The sequence below is a fragment of the Siminovitchia jepli genome (assembly GCF_047228825.1).
Taxonomy (GTDB): domain Bacteria; phylum Bacillota; class Bacilli; order Bacillales; family Bacillaceae_C; genus Siminovitchia.
In genome coordinates this window covers 1-20,083 of record NZ_JBFEGN010000006.1, presented here as the reverse complement: position 1 = coordinate 20,083, position 20,083 = coordinate 1, and the positions used below count along the sequence as shown (strand labels likewise).

Annotated in this window: 23 protein-coding genes and 1 riboswitch; of the genes, 15 read left to right on the top strand and 8 right to left on the bottom strand. The window is 42.9% G+C overall.

Going from position 1 to position 20,083, the window contains the following annotated elements:
* Positions 1-80: 80 nt before the first annotated feature.
* The 3 genes from AB1L08_RS04700 to AB1L08_RS04690 all read right to left on the bottom strand — a co-directional run bounded on the left by AB1L08_RS04700 (position 81) and on the right by AB1L08_RS04690 (position 1,788).
* Positions 81-866, bottom strand: a complete 786-nt coding sequence (locus AB1L08_RS04700; protein ID WP_413063527.1) for a cytochrome c oxidase assembly protein — start codon at positions 864-866, stop codon at positions 81-83.
* The gene (locus tag AB1L08_RS04695) at positions 863-1,351 is read right to left on the bottom strand and encodes a DUF2243 domain-containing protein (protein WP_413063526.1); all 489 of its coding nucleotides are present in this window, start codon (positions 1,349-1,351) and stop codon (positions 863-865) included. The genes AB1L08_RS04700 and AB1L08_RS04695 overlap by 4 nt, the downstream gene beginning before the upstream one ends.
* 119 nt (positions 1,352-1,470) lie before the next feature.
* Positions 1,471-1,788, bottom strand: a complete 318-nt coding sequence (locus AB1L08_RS04690; protein ID WP_413063525.1) for a PepSY domain-containing protein — start codon at positions 1,786-1,788, stop codon at positions 1,471-1,473.
* A 144-nt stretch (positions 1,789-1,932) separates the two neighbouring features.
* Between AB1L08_RS04690 and AB1L08_RS04685 the strand changes: the two genes are divergently transcribed.
* Positions 1,933-3,003, top strand: a complete 1,071-nt coding sequence (locus AB1L08_RS04685; RefSeq protein WP_413063524.1) for a M42 family metallopeptidase — start codon at positions 1,933-1,935, stop codon at positions 3,001-3,003.
* A 56-nt stretch (positions 3,004-3,059) separates the two neighbouring features.
* The gene (locus AB1L08_RS04680) at positions 3,060-3,578 is read left to right on the top strand and encodes a DUF84 family protein (protein ID WP_413063523.1); all 519 of its coding nucleotides are present in this window, start codon (positions 3,060-3,062) and stop codon (positions 3,576-3,578) included.
* A gap of 63 nt (positions 3,579-3,641) precedes the next feature.
* On the opposite strand, the gene AB1L08_RS04675 is transcribed toward AB1L08_RS04680, so the two are convergent.
* Complete coding sequence (locus tag AB1L08_RS04675) at positions 3,642-4,082, bottom strand: YtoQ family protein (RefSeq protein WP_413063522.1); 441 nt, start codon at positions 4,080-4,082, stop codon at positions 3,642-3,644.
* Between the two features lie 140 nt (positions 4,083-4,222).
* Positions 4,223-4,320: riboswitch (TPP riboswitch) on the top strand.
* A gap of 152 nt (positions 4,321-4,472) precedes the next feature.
* Here AB1L08_RS04675 and AB1L08_RS04670 point away from each other — a divergent pair.
* The 9 genes from AB1L08_RS04670 to AB1L08_RS04630 all read left to right on the top strand — a co-directional run bounded on the left by AB1L08_RS04670 (position 4,473) and on the right by AB1L08_RS04630 (position 11,929).
* Positions 4,473-5,237 (top strand): ABC transporter ATP-binding protein, encoded by a 765-nt coding sequence (locus AB1L08_RS04670; RefSeq protein ID WP_413063521.1) that lies wholly within the window; start codon positions 4,473-4,475, stop codon positions 5,235-5,237.
* Entirely contained in the window at positions 5,234-5,986 is a 753-nt protein-coding gene (locus AB1L08_RS04665) for an ABC transporter permease (RefSeq protein WP_413063520.1), read from the top strand. Before AB1L08_RS04670 ends, AB1L08_RS04665 begins: the two co-directional genes overlap by 4 nt.
* Positions 5,983-7,002, top strand: a complete 1,020-nt coding sequence (locus AB1L08_RS04660; RefSeq protein ID WP_413063519.1) for an ABC transporter substrate-binding protein — start codon at positions 5,983-5,985, stop codon at positions 7,000-7,002. The genes AB1L08_RS04665 and AB1L08_RS04660 overlap by 4 nt, the downstream gene beginning before the upstream one ends.
* Before the next feature lie 143 nt (positions 7,003-7,145).
* The gene (locus AB1L08_RS04655; protein WP_413063518.1) at positions 7,146-8,159 is read left to right on the top strand and encodes a PTS sugar transporter subunit IIC; all 1,014 of its coding nucleotides are present in this window, start codon (positions 7,146-7,148) and stop codon (positions 8,157-8,159) included.
* Between the two features lies 1 nt (position 8,160).
* Positions 8,161-8,478, top strand: a complete 318-nt coding sequence (locus AB1L08_RS04650) for a thioredoxin family protein (RefSeq protein ID WP_413063517.1) — start codon at positions 8,161-8,163, stop codon at positions 8,476-8,478.
* Between the two features lie 134 nt (positions 8,479-8,612).
* The gene (locus AB1L08_RS04645; RefSeq protein WP_413063516.1) at positions 8,613-9,650 is read left to right on the top strand and encodes an RpnC/YadD family protein; all 1,038 of its coding nucleotides are present in this window, start codon (positions 8,613-8,615) and stop codon (positions 9,648-9,650) included.
* A 107-nt stretch (positions 9,651-9,757) separates the two neighbouring features.
* Entirely contained in the window at positions 9,758-10,582 is an 825-nt protein-coding gene (locus AB1L08_RS04640; protein ID WP_413063515.1) for a DUF1444 domain-containing protein, read from the top strand.
* Positions 10,579-11,184, top strand: a complete 606-nt coding sequence (gene ytpR, locus AB1L08_RS04635) for a YtpR family tRNA-binding protein (RefSeq protein WP_413063514.1) — start codon at positions 10,579-10,581, stop codon at positions 11,182-11,184. Before AB1L08_RS04640 ends, ytpR begins: the two co-directional genes overlap by 4 nt.
* Positions 11,185-11,509: 325 nt before the next feature.
* Positions 11,510-11,929 carry a universal stress protein gene (locus AB1L08_RS04630; protein ID WP_413063513.1) on the top strand — a complete coding sequence of 140 codons (420 nt, stop codon included), beginning with the start codon at positions 11,510-11,512 and terminating at the stop codon, positions 11,927-11,929.
* 106 nt (positions 11,930-12,035) lie between these two features.
* Here AB1L08_RS04630 and AB1L08_RS04625 read toward each other — a convergent pair whose 3' ends face one another.
* Entirely contained in the window at positions 12,036-13,553 is a 1,518-nt protein-coding gene (locus AB1L08_RS04625) for a glycine betaine uptake BCCT transporter (RefSeq protein WP_413063512.1), read from the bottom strand.
* A 327-nt stretch (positions 13,554-13,880) separates the two neighbouring features.
* Between AB1L08_RS04625 and AB1L08_RS04620 the strand changes: the two genes are divergently transcribed.
* The 4 genes from AB1L08_RS04620 (at position 13,881) to AB1L08_RS04605 (ending at position 18,322) form a co-directional block, all read left to right on the top strand.
* The gene (locus AB1L08_RS04620) at positions 13,881-14,585 is read left to right on the top strand and encodes a response regulator transcription factor (RefSeq protein WP_413063511.1); all 705 of its coding nucleotides are present in this window, start codon (positions 13,881-13,883) and stop codon (positions 14,583-14,585) included.
* Complete coding sequence (locus tag AB1L08_RS04615; RefSeq protein ID WP_413063510.1) at positions 14,586-15,593, top strand: sensor histidine kinase; 1,008 nt, start codon at positions 14,586-14,588, stop codon at positions 15,591-15,593. It begins immediately after the preceding gene.
* Positions 15,594-15,663: 70 nt separating this feature from the next.
* Complete coding sequence (locus AB1L08_RS04610) at positions 15,664-16,434, top strand: ABC transporter ATP-binding protein (RefSeq protein WP_413063509.1); 771 nt, start codon at positions 15,664-15,666, stop codon at positions 16,432-16,434.
* Positions 16,409-18,322, top strand: coding sequence for an FtsX-like permease family protein (locus AB1L08_RS04605; RefSeq protein ID WP_413063508.1), 1,914 nt, complete (start codon positions 16,409-16,411; stop codon positions 18,320-18,322). The genes AB1L08_RS04610 and AB1L08_RS04605 overlap by 26 nt, the downstream gene beginning before the upstream one ends.
* A gap of 397 nt (positions 18,323-18,719) precedes the next feature.
* Here AB1L08_RS04605 and AB1L08_RS04600 read toward each other — a convergent pair whose 3' ends face one another.
* From AB1L08_RS04600 to AB1L08_RS04590, 3 genes are all read right to left on the bottom strand, one after another.
* On the bottom strand, positions 18,720-19,100 hold the full coding sequence (locus AB1L08_RS04600) for a type II toxin-antitoxin system RelE family toxin (protein WP_413063592.1): 381 nt from the start codon (positions 19,098-19,100) through the stop codon (positions 18,720-18,722).
* Positions 19,101-19,108: 8 nt separating this feature from the next.
* Positions 19,109-19,486, bottom strand: a complete 378-nt coding sequence (locus AB1L08_RS04595; protein WP_413063507.1) for a hypothetical protein — start codon at positions 19,484-19,486, stop codon at positions 19,109-19,111.
* 337 nt (positions 19,487-19,823) lie between these two features.
* Positions 19,824-19,985: a YvrJ family protein gene (locus AB1L08_RS04590; RefSeq protein WP_413063506.1), complete on the bottom strand. Its 162-nt coding sequence runs from the start codon at positions 19,983-19,985 to the stop codon at positions 19,824-19,826.
* Between the last annotated feature and the right edge of the window lie 98 nt (positions 19,986-20,083).

Genomic DNA, 20,083 nt, shown 5'->3' with positions numbered 1-20,083 from the left:
CCAAAATTGCTGCTTCAGTACATTTCAATTACAGAGAAGAAAAAGGCGGCTGCTTCCAAATAACCGGAAGAAGCCGCCCATTATTCTGAAAAACGATGAACGGAATATGATGGTTCACCTGGAGTAAATCTCGGTCTCCGGGCCTTGTACCACTGCTTGCAAAGAATGAAAATAATGATGGCATCAATCACATCGCCGCCGTAATACATGATCATGCCGGCCATCTTTGCCTGGCCGGGCGGGATGCCTGCAGGGGGGTGGACGTAAATGTATTTGGACAAGATGGCATGTCCGGCCAAGGCAATGATAAATACGGCAGACCGGTATAAATACCCAAAGCGATGGACAACAGGATCGATATAAATAAAAGCGGCGGTAAAAACATATCCGGCAAGAAAAACATGCAAGTGTACAAGAGTATGCACGGTATGGTTATGAAGCATTAGATGATACAAATCGGTTGCATAAAGCACCCATAACCCCCCGATATTGAGCAGGGAAGCCGTTATGGGATGAGTGATGAATCCGGCGTATCGGCTCTTAAGGAGCTTTGCCAGTTGCCGTGCTGCCTGAACGGGGAGTGTTCTGAGTAAAAGAGTCATTGGGGCTGCCAGCACCATAAGGAGCGGGCCCAGCATTCCAAGCAATAAATGGCCGATCATATGAAAGGTAAAATCGGAATGGGCTCTTTCAGCAAGCGGGCCTGCAACCGCTGATAAAACACTGATAATACCCAAAGCCCAAAAAATAGATCGCTTTACAGGCCATTGTTTCAAATGTTTTCGGGTGTTGGACTTTAAGGCAGCAAATAAATAGAGAAAAAGAGCCGCTAAAAAAAGTGCGTACAGCAGTATCCCGCTGTTCATCTGGAATCCCGCCTCTTTTCCGATGATTCCTTTCGGGCCCGAAAAACAAGTGAAGCTCCTCCTATAAGAAGGACAACAGCCGCGGCATTCCAAACGAAATCGTAGCCGAATAAGCTGTCCACATATCTGATTTGATGAATGCGCATGAGCTTATGTTGAACAATGCCGTCATACAATTGAAAGGCTCCCGCACCAAGAAGCACTCCTCCCCACCATTTTTTTCGCCGGAGAGCATGCCGCCTGCGCAGATCTGCAAACATAAACAGCCCGCCGATTGTGGCAAACCAGCTAAAAGCATGAAAAAAACCGTCAGAAACAATCCCGATCTTTGTAGTTGAATTATCGTAAAAATGGTGCCATTGCAAAAGTTGATGGAATACAAATTCGTCGGTAAAAGTAATCAGTCCTACTCCAAAGAGGAAACCAGCCCATATATTTTGCGGGGAATACTCTAAAGGGGCGGCCCCGCTTTGATCTTTTTTCATTTTTTCATTCACCCTTTTTCCAAGTTAATGTTTTACATATTTACCTAAATAAAAAGGATGGATTAACAAAATTTCATTTTGCTAATCCATCCTTATCATATCCCAATTATGTAGTTTTTTTACTGTGATACCGGAAATACGTCTAAAACGCTTCCGGTGTACGCATCGGCAATAAACTCATATTGCTGGGATTCCCCGTCTTGCTTGCGGGAAATGCCGCCGCGGTACACTTTTGTTTTAACTCCGTGTTTTTCAAACTCTTCGGGTTTGAATTTAATCCAGGATCCGTCAACTTCACCCGTTTGTTTAAAAGCGTTTTTCACATCCGCCAATACTTTTTCTTCTGATATGAGACAATTTTTTCTTATGGCTTCACTTGCGAAATAGCCGGTAATGAGGCCGGCGCCTGCTCCCAGTAGAAATGTTTTCCAGTTCACAATTGAGCACCTCCAAAATATAACATAAGTTAAGTATACAGGAAGAAGGCAAGCAGTTCGACCTTGAATATAAGGATTCCTATTTTTGACAAAAACAGTTTCATGTTAAAATACAAATAAATACACTGAAGAGGGGTTGAGGATTTGGACAAAGATACGCTTGTTCTTTTTCAAACGCTGACGGAGCTTCCGGGCGCTCCGGGAAATGAGCACCAAGTTAGAGAGTTTATGCGCGAACAGCTTGAAAAATATGCAGATCAGGTAATACAGGATAGATTGGGCAGTATTTTTGGCGTAAAATCAGGTGACCCTTCAGGTCCTAAAATCATGGTGGCAGGCCACATGGATGAAGTCGGGTTTATGGTCACCCAAATTACGAAAAACGGGATGATCCGCTTTCAGCCTTTGGGCGGCTGGTGGAATCAGGTGATGCTTGCACAGCGGGTCCAGATCATCACTGACACCGGGCCTGTAACAGGAGTCATCGGCTCGATTCCGCCGCATCTGCTTACGGAGGAACAAAGAAAAAAGCCGATGGAAATCAAAAATATGATGATTGACATCGGGGCAGATGACCGAGGGGATGCCGTGAAGGCAGGAATTAAACCGGGACAGCAAGTTGTTCCGGTCTGTCCGTTTACGCCATTGGCCAATCCGAAAAAAATTATGGCCAAGGCATGGGATAACCGTTACGGATGCGGGCTTGCAATTGAGCTGCTAAAAGAAATACAAAATGAAAAACTGCCAAACATCGTCTATTCCGGCGCCACCGTACAGGAAGAAGTGGGGCTGCGGGGAGCGGCATCAAGTGCCAATATGATCCAGCCCGACCTCTTCTTTGCACTTGATGCCAGCCCAGCCAACGACATGACCGGAGACGAGAAAGAATTCGGCCATATCGGAAAAGGGGCTTTGCTTAGAATCTTTGACAGAACGATGGTCACGCATAAAGGGATGCGCGAATTTATTCTGGACATGGCAAAAACACATGATATTCCTTACCAATACTTTGTTTCTCCGGGAGGAACGGATGCAGGCCGTGTACATACTGCCAACGAAGGGGTGCCAAGTGCGGTGATTGGAATTTGCGCACGCTATATCCATACACATGCTTCAATCGTCCATGTCGATGACTATGCGGCGGCAAAAGAGCTGTTAACCAGGCTGGTAAAAGCCAGCGACTGGTCTACAGTAAAGTCTATTCGAAATCAATAAGCAGGATTGAAATTGGGTAAAGATAAAATGAGTGTTTGCTGGATGGGAGTGGCATTATGATTATTGCCGTTGGTTCAAAAAACAGAGCAAAGTTAAAAGCTGTGCAAAATACCCTTCTTGGTTTGGGCATGGAGACTGAGATTGTCCCGATAGATGCCCCATCAAATGTAAGTGCCATGCCTTTCTCCGATGAGGAAACGATACATGGCGCCATCCATCGGGCTGAATATTGCTTGGATCACAGTAAAGCGAAGTTGGCGATCGGCTTGGAAGGCGGCGTTGCGGAAACGCCTTTTGGCCTCTTTTTGTGCAATTGGGGAGCATTGGCCGAAAGGGGGAGAAAGACGGTGCTGGCAGGCGGTGCGCGTATTCTGCTGCCGGAGGAAATCGCCGGCAGCCTTCGGTCAGGTGAAGAACTTGGACCGGTCATGGATGATTACTGTCAAAGGACCGGAATCAGTTCCGAAGAAGGAGCCATTGGCGTTTTCACCAATGGACGCATTGACCGTTCCGAAATGTTCGGCCATATCGTAACACTGCTGATCGGACAGAGGGAAAAGAAAAGACGGGGATAATTATTAAAAAGCACAGAAAGCAGTTCACAAACAGCTTTCTGTGCTTTTTATTTTAATAAGGGCCTATTCTAAAATATATGAGAGCGCTTTTATGGCCTGATTCACTGTTTCCACCGTTGCGTTTGCTTTCCGGGACAACTCTTTCAAGGGATGATGCAGTTCTTCCGGGCGGATTAAGATGAGCGGTTTTCCCGATGTAACGGCCGCACTTGCATCCATGGCTGTATTCCATTGCCTGTACTTCTCTCCAAACAACGCAATAACAAGGTCTGATTTTTGCATGAGGACTTGTGTTCTCAAGTTGTTAAAGCTGGAAGCTGCCGCGTCCCTGTAAATGGCATTCGGCTGCTCGCCAAGGATTTCTTCGCCGATGGCGTCGGAGCGGTCATGGTCTTCCATTGGCCCGACAAAATCGACCGGAAGTTTGAGTGCCTGTGCTTTTTCTTTAATTTCCTCACGCCAACTGCTGTGGATTTCTCCTGCCAAGTATACGGTTAATCTCACGATATTACCTCCTCCTTTGCATATACATTCATCATACCATCAACCGCACCTATTTTCCCCTTGAAAGGAATTTCAAACTCTATTTGATTTTTTAGGTTAAATGATATATATATTAAAGGGAAGGATTGTTAATAAAATATGGGAAACACTAGGGGTGCCAAAAGCTGAGAGAGGACTTCCTCAACCCTTTTAACCTGATCTAGATAATGCTAGCGCAGGGAAGTGGAAAGAACGCGTATTCATATAATCTGTATACGCATGCATTCTGTTAAATGGGTCAGAGCCACTTCTTTTTGGGAAGTGCTCTTTTTTCATGTATGGTGCCTTAGCATTTCTCACCACAGAAAGGGGGACAAACGAGCAATCCATTTCAGGAAAGGGGGCCTTATGATGAATGAAGCTCTGGTTTTTCAGCACGTATCTTTTGCTTATGACTCGGATGTACAGGATCCTGTACTGCAAGATTTAAGTTTTTCAGTAAAAAAAGGCGAGTTTGTGAGCGTTGTCGGCCCAAGCGGTTCCGGGAAAAGTACATTGTTCCGACTTATTTCAGGGCTTGAAAAGCAAAACAGCGGCTGTATTTTTGTGAATGGTGAGGAGCCTTCCAACAGGCAGGGACATGTTGGATATATGTCCCAAAAGGACGGACTGCTGCCTTGGCTTTCGGTCGTCGATAATGCCGCCTTGCCGCTCATGTTAAAAAGGTTAAACAAAAAAGATGTATGGCCCGAAGTCATTGATAAGCTGGAAGTATTTGGTTTAAAAGATGTTGAACACCGCTATCCCCATGAATTATCCGGAGGGATGCGTCAGCGTGTTTCGTTTTTGCGTGCCTTGTTGGGCGGTAGTTGCTTATTGCTCCTGGATGAGCCGTTCAGCGCACTGGATGCCGTTACGAAAACAGTCATGCATGAATGGCTGCTTGAACAATGGGCTGATTCGGGTAGAACAATCCTCTTTATTACTCACGATGTAGAGGAGGCGCTGTTCCTATCCGATCGGGTACTGTTGTTCAGCCAAAAGCCGGTGTCCCGTCTCGAAGAAATTCCGGTGCCGCTCGGCAGACCGCGGACGGTGGAGAACTTAAAAGATCCTGCTTTTACAGAATTAAAAGAGAAGATATTGCTTGATTTAAGAAAATTGGTGACATTATGACCTTATTGAAAAAATACGGATTATCAATTTTGCTCCTGTTGCTGCTTTTAATTGGATGGGAGAGCGGCGCCCGCCTGTATGGAAAACCCTTTATACTGCCATCACCTATACAAATTGCAGAAAGGCTTTGGGAGCTCAGGGCAGTCCTTTTTATCGGACATTTGCTGCCAACGACGCTGATTATGCTTATCGGACTTTTGTTGTCGCTTATATGTGGTGTCGGCTTGTCCATCTGGATGCATAAGAGCGATATTGTAAGGAAGGCGTTTTTTCCATTGCTCATTGCTTCGCAAACGATACCCATCATTGCGCTTGCTCCGATATTCGTCCTTTGGTTTGGCTATTCCATCTGGAGCAAAGTCGTCGTGACAGTACTGATCACTTTCTTTCCGATTACGGTCAATACGTTTGACGGGCTGCGGTCCGCAGATCCTCATTTAAAAGAAACGCTTCAAACGATGAGGGCCACGAAACGCCAGATTTTCTTTAAGGTGGAACTTCCGTCCGCATTGCCCCAATTCTATTCGGGATTAAAAGTAGCCGTTACGCTGAGTGTCATCGGCGCGGCAATCGGGGAATGGCTGGGTGCTGACAAGGGGCTGGGATACTTTAGTAGAAGAATGATGACACAGTTTGATGGAGCCGGGGTGTTTGCGCCGATCGTCATTCTGTCGGTTTTGGGAATTACACTGTTTTTACTTGTGGGTTGGCTGGAAAAAATAACGTTGAAATGGAGAAATGTAAAATGATAAAGAAATGGGCATTGGCCAGTGTGCTATCTTCAAGTTTGCTGCTAGCTGGCTGTGGAGGAGAAAACAAGGAAACGGCTGCGAATGCAGATAAAAAAAATAAAACGGACAAAGAATCTTTTGACATCATGCTGGACTGGTATCCCAACGCCGTACATAGTTATTTGTATGCTGCAAAGGAGAAAGGTTATTTTGAAGAGGAAGGCCTGGATGTCAATATTCGTTTCCCGGCCAATCCAACGGATCCTATTAACCTGGCTGCAACGGGGGATATTGAACTCGGCATCACCTATCAGTCAGATGTAATCACGGCCAGGGCAGACGGGGTACCGGTAAAATCTGTTGCGGCGATTGTCAGAAGCCCGCTCAATCATATAATTTATTTGAAAGACAGTGATATAAAGAGGCCGAAAGATTTGGAAGGAAAAACAGTCGGCTGGCCGGGTATCCCGCTCAATGAACCGCTCGTACAGACGATCGTAGAGTCCGACGGCGGAGACATGAGCAAAGTAAAGATGACCGATATCGGCTTTGAACTGAATGCGGCGATTGCGACAAAGCGGGTTGATGCGGTAAGCGGTGCTTTTATTAACCATGAAGTCCCTATGCTGCAGCAGCAGGGGATAGAAACGGAACATTTTAACCCTGTAGATTTCGGCGTTCCAAGTTATTATGAGCTGGTGTTTGTTACTAATGATGGTACGTGGAACGAAAAAGAAGATTCAATCCGTGCTTTTTGGCGGGCAGCTGCCAAAGGGTATGAGTTTATGAAGGAAAACCCGGAAGAAGCATTGGGAATTCTATTGGATAATCAGGATAAAGAAAACTTTCCGCTGAGCGAAGAAGTAGAAAAGGCAAGCCTGAACATTTTGCTTCCGAAAATGGAAGCTGAAAAAGAACCATTTGGAAGCCAGTCGGAAGAACTATGGGAAGAAGTCATCCGCTGGCTTGAAGATACAAATTATATTGAAGAAGCTTCTCCTGCGGAGAAGCTGTTTATCAATCTCGTTGAATAAGAATCTTGTATTGGCACCTCCAGTTTTATGGGGGTGTTTTCATTCGTTAAGGGAAAAATATAAAATAAATAATAGACAAAACATACAGTTGTCTTTACACTAGTTAAGTGGACTGATATTTATCTTTTACAGGGGGATTTTTCGTGAAACAATTTCTCAATAGGAAAGGTGTCCATTTAACGGCAAAAGCCTATTTAATTGATGCTTTAAGCTATATGGCGCTCGGCCTTTTTTCTTCATTGATTATAGGATTGATTATCAAAACGGCTGGTGAACAACTCGTCTGGCCATTTTTGGTTGAAATGGGCGATATGGCCATGGGGCTGATGGGACCGGCGATTGGGGCAGCCATCGCTTTTGGGCTTGGCGCACCGCCTTTGGTCATCTTTGCAGCAGTGGCAACGGGGGCAGCCGGTGCTGCATTTGGCGGTCCTGCAGGCAGTTACGTGGCTGCATTGATTTCAACGGAAATTGGCAAAATGGTGAGCAAGGAGACAAAAGTTGATATTATTGTCACTCCATTTGTAACCATTTTTACCGGGTTTGCTGTAGCAAAGTTTGTTGGCGCACCTATTTCAAAATTTATGACGGTTTTCGGCGGCTGGATCATGTGGGCAACCGACCAGCGTCCGATCATCATGGGAATTGTTGTGGCAACATTAATGGGGCTTGCTCTTACGGCCCCGATTTCAAGTGCGGCGATCGCTTTAATGCTTGATTTGAATGGACTTGCAGCCGGTGTCGCCACGATTGGCTGCAGTGCCCAAATGATCGGCTTTGCTGTGGCAAGCTACAGGGAAAATAAAGTGGGCGGATTGCTCGCCATTGGGCTAGGAACATCCATGCTCCAGGTGCCAAACATTATCAGGTATCCGCTCATATTAATTCCTCCAACGGCTGCAGGCATCCTTCTGGCTCCAATTGGAGCAACCGTCTGGAGAATGACGAGCAATGCAGCAGGAGCAGGTATGGGAACAAGCGGGCTTGTCGGGCAAATCATGACATTTACGACGATGGGGTTTTCAGTTAGTGTTCTCATCCAAGTCATTGTACTCCATTTTATCGGTCCGGCTGTGATAAGCTTAATTATATCGGAATATATGAGAAAACGCGGCTGGATCAAATCCGGCCAAATGCTCATCAATACTGGAGGTTAATATGGAAAAATTACAGTCAAAAGAACAGTTTGAACAATGGAAGAATGAAGAGCGGACAATCTTTATGTTTTCTGCGGACTGGTGCCCGGACTGCAAGGTGCTTGAGCCCGTATTGCCGAGGTTAGAAGCAGATTATCCGGAATATCATTTTATTCACGTGGACCGCGATGAATTTCTTGAACTTTGCCAAGAGCTGGATATCTTTGGCATTCCAAGCTTTGTCGCTTTCCATGATGGCAAAGAGGCGGGAAGATTCGTCAGCAAAGACCGCAAGACGCTGGAGGAGATTGAAGATTTTATCAACAGCCTACCAAACTGATAAAGAAGAATGAGAATGGAGAAAATTCGACTCCATTCTTTTCTTTTTGTGCTTTTTATTGAAACATATGTTCGCTCGTGGTATATTTAATGTAATATTCAGATTCAATTGCCGTGAAAGGGTGTGGTAAAATAATGTTGAATGCCGCAGTATGTGAACCAGTGGAAAGGTATGATGCTGCATCACCTGATTATGACGGACTTTGGAAAAAACTGATTACCCAATTGTTTGAGGAATTCATTTTATTTGTCACCCCCCAATTATATGAAGCCATTGATTTTTCGAAGGAGCCTGAGTTTTTGCAGCAAGAGCTGTTTAAGAGAGTGATTCGTGAAAAGAAAGGAAAACGCGTTGCAGACCAGATTGTCAAGGTATTTTTAAAAGACGGGGAAGAACAATGGATATTGATACATGTTGAAGTTCAGGGGGACGGCTTGAAAGATTTTCAGCGAAGAATGTTCCAATACTTCTATCGCATCTATGATAAATATGATAGGGAAGTTTGCGCCATCGCCTTCATTACTTCAGATATAACAAGCCAGCCAGCAGGCACATTCTATTATTCCTTTTTTGGGACGGAATTGCAGTATAAGTACAATGTATATGCACTGGCAAATCAGGATACAAAGGCCCTTGTGCGTTCCGAAAACCCTTTTGCCATGGCGGTGCTGGCCGGCATTTATGCAAATGAGACGAAGAATGATGATCAAAAACGTTATCGCTTTAAACGGGAACTTTTAAGAAATATCCTGAAAAAGGAGGAGGGACAAGCGGAAGAAAAATCTCAATATATATCGGCTTTGTTTTATTTCATTGAGTTGATCCTTCATCTTCCAAAAGAGTTCGAACAAAAGCTCAGGGATGACATCCAACCAATCATTACGAAGGAGGCGGCACAGATGTTGCGTTCAGAAGAATTCATGAAACTGCCAACTTTGGCCGAGACTTGGGAGAAGTGGAAAAAGGAAGGGCTTGAGGAGGGCAGGAAACAAGGCAGGGAAGAAGGCAGAGAAGAAGGCAGAGAAGAAGGTAGAGAAGAAGGCAGAGTGTCGGAAAGAAAGAGATTGGCCATTGAACTCCTTAAGGAGAACTTTGCAAATGAACAGGTGGCAAAGCTGACCAAATTAAGTTTGGATGAGGTAATACAATTAAAGGAATCTATAAGCAGGTAGAGTGTCGAGGAGGCTTTCTGTCATTTGACGGATAAGCCTCTTCCTTTTGGCAATTGGCGTTTTCGTGTAATATGGGGTGTAGCCATATTGCCGAGGAGGATTCTGAGATGAAAATGAATGAACGGAAGCTGAAAGACGAGCTTGAGAAGCGGCTGAAAAAAGAAGGCCGAACATTTACATATGATCGAAACAAGGAAGTGCTGCGCATAGAAAATACGGCAAGTGGAAAGGGAATCGATATTTCTTTGCCCGGGATCGTTGCCAAATGGCATGACCAAAAAGACAAAGCGATAGATGAAGTCGTTTATTATGCGGAAGAAGCATTGGTGGTCATGAATCGGGAACAATCTGTTGCCGGAAGTGAAAAAAATATTTTTCCAGTTATTCGATCGACTTCGTTTCCAGTGGAATCCGAAGACGGAAACAAATTCTTGACTGATGAGCATACTGCCGAGACAAGAATATATTATGCGCTTGATCTCGGAAAAACATATCGTCTGATTGATGAGCAGTTTATTCAAAAAGAGGGCCTTGATCCGGGCGAGATTAGGGAAATGGCACGTTTTAATGTTCGTTCACTTCCGACGTCCATGAAAAAAGACGAGGTGGCTGGAAACGATTTTTACTTCCTGAATACGAATGACGGATACGACGCGAGCCGGATATTAAACGAAAAATTTCTAGAGGAAACGTCAAAGAATATAAAAGGGGATATGGCTGTGGCTGTACCCCATCAAGACGTTCTCATCATTGCCGATTTGCGGAATGAAGTCGGCTACGATGTACTGGCCCAAATGACAATGAGCTTTTTTACAAATGGCCTTGTGCCGATCACGGCACTCTCTTTTATGTATGAAAATGGCAAGCTTGAGCCGATATTTATCATGGGGAAAAATAAGAGAATGGACGATGGAAAGGGGAAAAAAACATGAATGTATTTTATAATCGTGAAGGAATCGGCGATACATTGATCATCGTGTTGAAAGAATTGGACAGGGAGAACCTTACGTTTGAACGAAAAGGGGATGCAGTCCGGATCTTTGATAAAGAAACGAATACAACAGGCGGCTTCAATCTTTTTCACGCCTCCAAATATATAGCCATTGATGCAAAAGGAAATGTGGAGCTGTCCGGCCAGTTGGTGGAAAAAATTGGGCGTGCGCTTGCTGAAAACGGAATAGAAGAGAAATTAGAAGCGGATCTCTCACCGAAGTTTGTTGTCGGATTCGTTAAACATAAAGAAAAGCATCCCAATGCAGATAAGCTGAGTGTCTGTCAGGTTGATATCGGTTCGGAAGAGCTGCAAATCGTATGCGGTGCTCCCAACGTGCAAGCAGGCCAAAAGGTTGTCGTCGCCAAAGCAGGAGCTGTCATGCCGAACGGCATGGTCATCAAGGATGCGGAACTGAGAGGAATTGCATCCAGCGGGATGATTTGCTCTGCGCGTGAGCTGGGTCTTCCAAATGCTCCCGAAAAGAAAGGAATCCTCGTATTGGAAGATGATAAATACGAAACTGGGCAAGCCTTTGCATGATAGATTGAAAATTTGATTGCTGCCCGGCTCTTGCGTTTTTTTTTTGAAAATATGTGAACAAATAACGAAACTCGCTTTGGTGACTAAAGGAAAAGCGACTCTGTATGTTATGATTGTTAACATTGAAGAAAAAATCAGAATGAAAATTTTCCCAAATCCACTGGGATGACTTGCATGAATTCATTAAGTTATACTAATATTGAAGAAAATGGTAATTATTAAGGTTGGGTGGTCTGAACAACACCGAGCTCCAACCCGGTAAATCGTATGGCTGTTCATGGAAAAACAGAAGGATAGCCATGTACAAAAAAGGCAGGAGATCTACATGTTAAAAAGATTACTAGTTGCTGCTGATGGTTCCGAAAATTCAATTCGAGCAGCGAAGGAAGCGGCAAGACTCGGGCAGCTGTCCGAAGGTGCTGAAGTAGAAATCATTTATGTGATGGACTTTTCAAAATCGAAAAGTGAAGTGCTTCAGAGCCAGAATCTTGAAACGTTGGAGGCAGAGCGCAGAAAACGATTGATTCCCGTTGAAGAGGTTTTTGCCAAAGCGAGCATTCCTCATAAACTAACCATGCTTAACGGTGATCCAGGTCCCGCAATTGTTGAATATGCCAATAAAAGTTCCTGTGACATGGTGATCGTCGGCAGCCGGGGACTCAATGCGCTCCAAGAGATGGTGCTTGGCAGCGTCAGCCATAAAGTTGCCAAAAGAGTGAAGGCACCGGTATTAATCGTTAAATAAAAAATGAAATTCAAAAGCTGATTTCCCTTTGAATGGAAATCAGCTTTTTGAATGTCTTTTCTTGCTTTTTAGCGGATACTCTCTAATCTTAAATTCATGCAGCGGACTACGATTGGTGTATTTTTCGTCTTCGGGTTAAGCCCAACTGGGCACGTTCTTTCCGCAGTGCTTTGTAAATGGAGTACATCATTAAAATCATGATCACTGAAAAAGGAAAAGCCGCAATGATAAGAGAATTTTGCAGCGCCTGCAGGCCGCCGCTGTACAGGAGAATGGCAGCCATGGCCGCAAGGATGATTCCCCATACAACCTTTATGCGGTTTGGCGGCGTTAAAGAACCATAGGATGCCTGCATTCCAAGTACGAAAGTCGCCGAATCTGCAGATGTGATGAAAAAGATTGCGATCAAAATGACACCGACGATTGATAGGATGGTAGAAAAAGGCATTTGATTGAACACGGCAAACAAAACTTCCTCCGTGGCAAATTCCGTTAAGTCAACAGCACCTGACTGCTGCAGATCAATAGCGGTCGACCCGAAGACCGCGAACCAAATAAAGCTGACAATCACAGGAAGAATCAACACGCCAATCATGAACTCCCGGATTGTTCGGCCCTTTGATACGCGGGCAATAAAAATGCCGACGAATGGTGACCACGATATCCACCATGCCCAATAAAAAATGGTCCAGCTGTTAATCCACTCGCGATGACCGGTATCAAGCGGAGCAATTCTCAAACTCATTTGAATAATGTTTTGGATATACGTTCCGACCGTATCCGTAAACATGTTTAAAATAAACAGGCTCGGCCCAAGGATAAATATGAGAGCTAACAACACAGCTGCCAGTATCATGTTCGTATTGCTTAAATACTTGATCCCTTTGCTTAAACCGGACCAGGCAGACATTAAAAATAATGCGGTTACGATGACAATAATGATCAGCTGTATGAAAAAGTTGTTTGGAATGCCCAGCAGGTATGCAAGTCCTCCATTTATTTGTGCAGCACCAAAACCGAGTGTCGTCGCAACTCCCACAACGGTAGCCGTTACGGCAATAATGTCTATCAACATGGCAAGACGCCCTTGGGAATATTTCCCCAAAATGGGACTGAGCGTTGCACTAATTAAGCCGGGCCTTCCTTTGCGAAAATTAAAATAGGCAAGGCAAAGGCCGACCAAGGCGTATACGGACCATGCATGAATTCCCCAATGAAAGAAGGTAAATCTCATCGATTCCTTAATGGCGGCGTCTGTTCCGGGCTCAGACATCGGCGGGGCAATTGCGTAGTGGGATATTGGTTCGGCAGTTCCCCAAAAAACGAGGCCGATTCCCATTCCTGCGGAAAAAAGCATGGCAAACCATGTTGGCTTGGAGTATTCGGGCTTTTCTCCCTCTTTTCCCAGCTTAATGGCACCTACGGGGCTAAAAATGAGAAAAAGACAAAACGCGACAATGACAGTAACCAAGATTAAATAATACCAGCCAAAACTAGAGGTGATCGTTGATTCTATATGAGAGGTAGCTGCTTCAAATTGACTGGGGGCAACTACCCCAAAAAGAACTGCAACCAATAGTATGGCAGCCGATATCCAGAATACACCAGAAAATTTACTCCACAAAACTGTTTCTCTCCTTCCTTTTATGGAGATGCTTCGGACTGCTTTCAACATGTTTTACCTTAACAATGATGGCAAGCCAATTCAAGGAATGAGCATTTGTAAGAATATTTCAAAAGAAGAGCAAGTTCTTGTATTATAAGTTTTTTCGTAAAAGGGTTAATTATGAGCCTGTCAGAAAATACCAGGTTGTGCAAGAAATTTCTTGCAATCAGATGATTTGAAAGTCATATTTTATGTTCCGGCCGCCGATTATAAAATTTAATATTTATAATGGAAAGCAATGCATTACAATGAATGGGAGAAAGAAAAAACAAAGGAAGATGGACGATGTCAAAAATCATGATTGTCGAGGACGATCCGAAACTTGCTGATCTTCTGCGCGCACATCTTGAAAAATATGGTTATGCTGTTGTATTGATCAGCCATTTCGATGAAATTTTGAAAAGCTTTATGGAAGAAGAACCTGATCTGGTTCTGCTCGATGTGAATTTACCAAACTTTGACGGCTTTTATTGGTGCAGGCAAATTCGCAATGTATCAACATGCCCGATTTTATTCATATCAGCACGCTCGGGTGAGATGGATCAAGTAATGGCATTGGAAAATGGTGCGGATGATTACATCACGAAGCCGTTCCATTATGATGTCGTAACAGCAAAAATTCGCAGCAGCCTGCGCAGGGCATATGGAGAATATGCCCCGAAAATAGAAGAACGAATCGTCAAGAAAAAGGGACTCTCCCTCTACATCGAAAGGCTGGAAATTCATTTTAACGATTCTATCGTCTCTGTCACGAAAAAAGAAGCCGTTTTACTGGAAATGCTCCTCAAGCGGTGTCCGCGCGTCGTCAGCCGGGAAATGTTATTGGAAAAGCTGTGGGATGATCAATCTTTTGTAGACGATAATACGTTAAATGTGAATATCACCCGCGTGCGAAAAAAACTTCATGAGCTTGGGATTAACAATGCGATAGAGACCATACGGGGAGAAGGCTACCGGATCGTTCCAGCCTGGGGAGAGGGAGATGCGTAAATGAAACTTTTTATTCGGGATCACACCCCTATAATGGTTACAGTCATTGTTCAGCTTTTGGCTGTTTTGTTCATTTTTTGGCTTGATGGTTACCGCCATTTTTCGGTAGCCTTATATGCGTTGTTTATCGGGCTGTTTATTTTCGTTTGTTATTTATGTTATCGCTTTATCAGCCATAGGGCTTTTTATGAACGATTATCTTCCAGGTTTCAATATTTGGAAGAAGCCAATCAAACATACGGAGATGCTCCTCTTGCGGCTGCTCTTGGACATCTGTTGAAATCCCAATATATTTATTACATCAACCGGCTGAACAGCTATGAGGAGCAGCGAAATATGCACGCAACCTTTATCAATCAATGGGTTCATCAGATGAAAACACCGCTGTCCGTTATTGAATTAACGGTTCAGGAAGAAGAAAATCCGCATTTTTCCAGCATTCGCGAAGAGGCAGACAAACTTGGAAAAGGGCTTGAAATGGTGTTATATGCAGCCCGGCTTGAAACATTTGAACATGACTTCAAAGTGGAACGTGTTTCATTAAAAAAACTGGCCTTACAAGCCATTCATGAAAATAAACGGCTTTTTATCAACAGCCATGTTTACCCCGAGGTGAAAATGGATGATGATGTAGTAGTTGAGTCGGATGAAAAATGGATGACATTCATACTGAATCAGCTGATTACCAACGCCGTGAAATATTCAGGGGGAAAAAATAAAAAAGTAACGATGGCCGCTTTTTACCGCGGCAGGGGAGTTTTCCTTGAAATACGCGACCAAGGAATCGGCATCCCGAAAACGGATATAAAACGTGTGTTTCATCCTTTTTATACGGGAGAAAATGGACGGATTTACCGGGAATCAACAGGAATGGGTTTATACCTGGTCAAGGAAGTGTGTGAACGCCTTGGCCATCATATTGATATTCAGTCAGAAGTTGGGGTTGGGACAACCGTACACATTACGTTTTCGACAACCTTACATCATTGTAAGGAAAATGAAAGGTGAACCGATAGATAAAGGCCCCGCTTAACGATTAAGCTTGTATGTGTAGATGGTTAAGAAAGGGGTTATTTACATGGAAATGTTAAACGTAAAGCAGCTCAGCAAGATATATGATGGAAAAGTGCCTTACAAAGCACTTGACAATATTCATTTATCCATTGATAAAGGTGAATTTGTCGGCATTATGGGACCATCGGGAAGCGGAAAAACGACGTTGCTGAACATGGTTGCCACGATTGATCAGCCGACAACAGGAGAAATTTTGATGAATGGAAACAATCCATTTCTGCTGACAAACGAAAAGCTGGCTCTTTTTCGCCGCAGGCAGCTTGGGTTTGTTTTTCAAGATTTTAATTTGCTCCATACATTAACCGTTGAAGAAAATATTGTGCTGCCGCTGACACTTGACGGTAAAAAAGTAAAACTCATGAAGGAAAAACTGGAAATTGTCGCTGATAAGCTTGGGATCAGCGAATTGTTAAAAAAGCGCATCTATGAGATTTCGGGCGGCCAGGCCCAACGGACGGCCATTGCGCGTGCGATCATTCATTCGCCGGATATGCTGCTGGCGGATGAACCAACAGGAAATCTTGATTCAAAATCGTCAAAAGATGTAATGGAAACGTTGGAAGAGATTAATGAAAACGATCAAACAACGATGATGATGGTCACACATGATCCTATTGCTGCAAGTTATTGTCATCGTGTGATTTTTATAAAAGACGGCAAACTTTTTAATGAAATTCACCGCGGTGACAACCGCCAGGCTTTTTTCCAAAAAATCATTGATGTGTTATCACTGTTAGGAGGGGATTCGCATGACCTTTCCACAGTTCGCGTTTAACAATGTCATGCGAAACAAGCGGACGTATGCCGCCTATTTTCTCAGCAGTACGTTTGCGGTGATGGTGTTTTTCGTTTATGCCATGTTTGCCTTTCACCCCGCTTTTCATCAAGAAACGATTCATTCAAGTGTTTCGCTTGGGTTGCATTTTGCGGAATCGATCATTTATGTCTTTTCGTTCATTTTTGTGCTATTTTCAATGAGCTCTTTTTTAAAAACGCGAAAGAAAGAGTTCGGTTTACTCGTGATGCATGGCATGACCAATATGCAGCTCCGCAAAATGGTGTTTCTCGAAAATGTTTTAATCGGTTTTTTTTCAACGATTTTGGGGATCAGCCTCGGGCTCATTTTTGCGAAGATATTGCTCATGGCAGCAGAAAATATCCTGGAATTGGAGGAAACATTATATTTCTACTTTCCTGTAAAAGCGCTCGTTTTAACGTTTGTCGCTTTTTTGTTCCTGTTTGTGATGATTTCTTTTGCAACAGTTGTGATTTTGAAAGGGAGCAAGCTGGTTGATCTAATGAAAGGAAATGCAGTACCGAAGGCTGAACCAAAAGCATCGCTGCTGCTTTCGTTTTTGGCTGCAGTTTTGCTAGCAGGCGGTTATGTCGTCGCATTGCTTGTGAAAGGTGTGGGTGTAGCAGCAGCGATGATCCCTGTAACGACGGCCGTCATCATCGGGACGTATTTTTTGTTTACACAGCTCAGTGTCTTTCTTATCCGTGCTTTAAAGAAACGGCAATCTTTCTTTTGGAAAAAAACAAATCTGGTGCTTTTTTCCGACCTTGCCTACCGCATGAAGGATAATGCACGCACTTTCTTTTTTGTTGCCATTGTTTCAACAGTCGCTTTTACCGCCATCGGCTCACTGGTAGGCTTTCGGTCGATGATATTTACTTCGTTGGCAGCTGAAAATCCCTTCGCGTTTGAATATGTGTCAGAGGAAGGAAACAATAATGAAATGGACCATGTTTCCCTTATCCGCAATGAACTGGATAAGGAAGGGATTCCTTTTAAAGAAACGAAAGTAATGGTGAAAGAACTGCTTGCCAAAGGGGACAGTGATGATCAGTCCATCCATATTGTCAAGGAATCGGATTATAACGATCTTATTCAAAGCGGTGAATTTGAGTTTGCAAAGGCAGATCTTAACGGGAACGAAGCGATGGTTGTTTATCCTGAAAGCACAGTGAATAGCGGGAAGAGGAATATTGAACAGGAACGCAATAAGACCATTGTCTTGAAGGAAAATCAAGTGAATTTGGAACAAAGAAGTTCGCTTGCAGCCAACATATTCCCGAATTTTGTCGATTATATTGTCGTAGATGACGGAATGTTTGAACAGTTAACGCAATTCGAAAAGCAACGTGATTATTATGCGTTTTATGTAAAAGATTGGAAGAAAACGATTGGGCCAAGTAAAAAGCTTACCAGTGCCATTGAACCCGAAGCAATTGCCGGACAATATCAATTCTTTTCACTTCCCGCTACGTGGAATTTTTTGAATCAGGCGTTTGGCGCGACGTTATTTATTGGCTTATTTATTGGGGCGGTGTTTTTCGTTGCTGCCGGAAGCTTTTTATATTTCCGCATTTATACGGATTTGGACGATGAAAAACGCAAGTTTGCGGCGATTGGGAAACTCGGTCTGACAGACAAGGAGCTTTCCAACATCGTTACCATTCAGCTTGGTATTTTGTTCTTCGCTCCCATACTTGTTGCTGTGATTCATGGAGCCGTTGCACTGACGGCACTGCAGCATATGTTTGATTTTTCCCTTGTAAAAGAATCGATGCTTGTATTAGGCAGCTTTTTTGTCATCCAGGTCATTTACTTCCTGTTCATCCGAATGGGCTATATTCGAAAACTGAAGCGTTCGATTTAGCCATTGCCGGTGCGATATGTTTGAATAAAGCAGGATCTTGGGATTAAAAGCTGTTTTCTTGTGAAGACAATGCGGGCTATGCTTGATGCACTTAGACATATGCGAGCAGACTTACCACAAGATGTGTATAGGTATATAAAAAGCAATGCGGAGGATACACTCGAAAACATCATGAAACAAAAACAAAAAGATTAACTTTTCTAATTGCTGTTTAAATCAAATGAATTGACCCGTAATTTATAAAGTGAAACCTCATTGCGTTTAAAGGTTGAATTACCCTACACTTTCTGACAAATAAAAACAGCCAAAAACCCTCATGACTGCTGGGTTTTTGGCTGTTTTTATTCATTTCAATTGCAAAAGTCAGGATATAATTTATAAAGATGGAGTTTTCCGATTAACTTTTTTCATCCATATAACGGAAGAATCTTTCTAAGCGTTTGGCAGCTAATCTATATGCTTTATCTTTATCCCTGGGACCTATTGCTACAATTTCCATTCGAATGACATTATCTTCAACAGGCCTATAAATTATTCTTATTTTTAAAGAATTTGATTTGATTTTCGCAAATCCATGAAGGTTACCATGTAATGTTTCCGCCACACCATCCGGAACAAAAAGAGGGCCCTGTTTAGCTCTTTTTACGATCAATGCTAAAACAGTTGTTCGATGTCCTTTATTAATGGCTTTGATGTCTTGAACAACTTCGGGTATAAATTTTAATTCAACATTATAATTTTCCAAAAGATACTGACTAAGTTCTTCTAAATTTTTCACTTTCAATATTACTCACCGATCTCTTTTAGCAACTGATCAAAATCAATATCATCATCTTCAAAAACGTCTGTTAGGGATAATGTTGCCTTTTCATCTTTACGAAGAGATGCTTCTTTTATAACTGCATTATCTAAAGCTTGATCAAGTACCTCTTTATACATAAGCAACTCTTGAAAAAACTCCAGATCCAGGAAGACCCCTTTTGCATCTTTATTTTTAGAATTTTGGATTATAAAAACTTCGTCAGTTGTTTCTTTAGAAAATTTATCAAGAATTTCAGTAAGTTTATTCTTCCGCGTAATGTCCGTAATATTATAAACATTGCTTTTTAAAAAATCCAAAGTACTCAAGGAGACAGAGGATTTAAAATTATTTTCAATATCCATAAAGTTCACACTCACTTTCTTCTTCTTTCTTTAGTATATGCCGAAATTTTATTGTGTATACTTATACTAACATATAAAGTGTGTTGTTAACAACGCATAATGTGCTTTTTCATCTTAAGAAGCTATCTAATCTAAAGATAAAAAACCACCCTTAAGGGTGGTTTGCGTGCTTTAACAGCTAAAGGGTGTTGAATTTCGCTATTTTTTGAACTAACTTCTGAGAATAAAAAATTTATTCCAATGTTACATGAACGCTTCATATCGGAATTGTAGCAGCCTAAAAACCTGATGGCGCAGCTGCTTTTGTTAGCCTTCTATTTTCCAACATCCATTAACATTACTTTTTTGTAGTGTTAATGACCTCGGCCAACTGCATTATAACTTCGGCTAATTTTTCAAGTTTCTTTTCGAACCTGAGAAACAGATAAATGGTTAAAGCTATAGGAAATCCAAAATTTCCGATTAGAGTTATCCAAAATGGAACTTCAGTTGGTGTCATTTTCTCTCACCTCTTTTATCAGATGAGGCTGCGAAATTAATAATGGACTTCTTTAAAAAGAAAGCAAAGGTAACTCCCGGAATCATTGCGGGACTGCA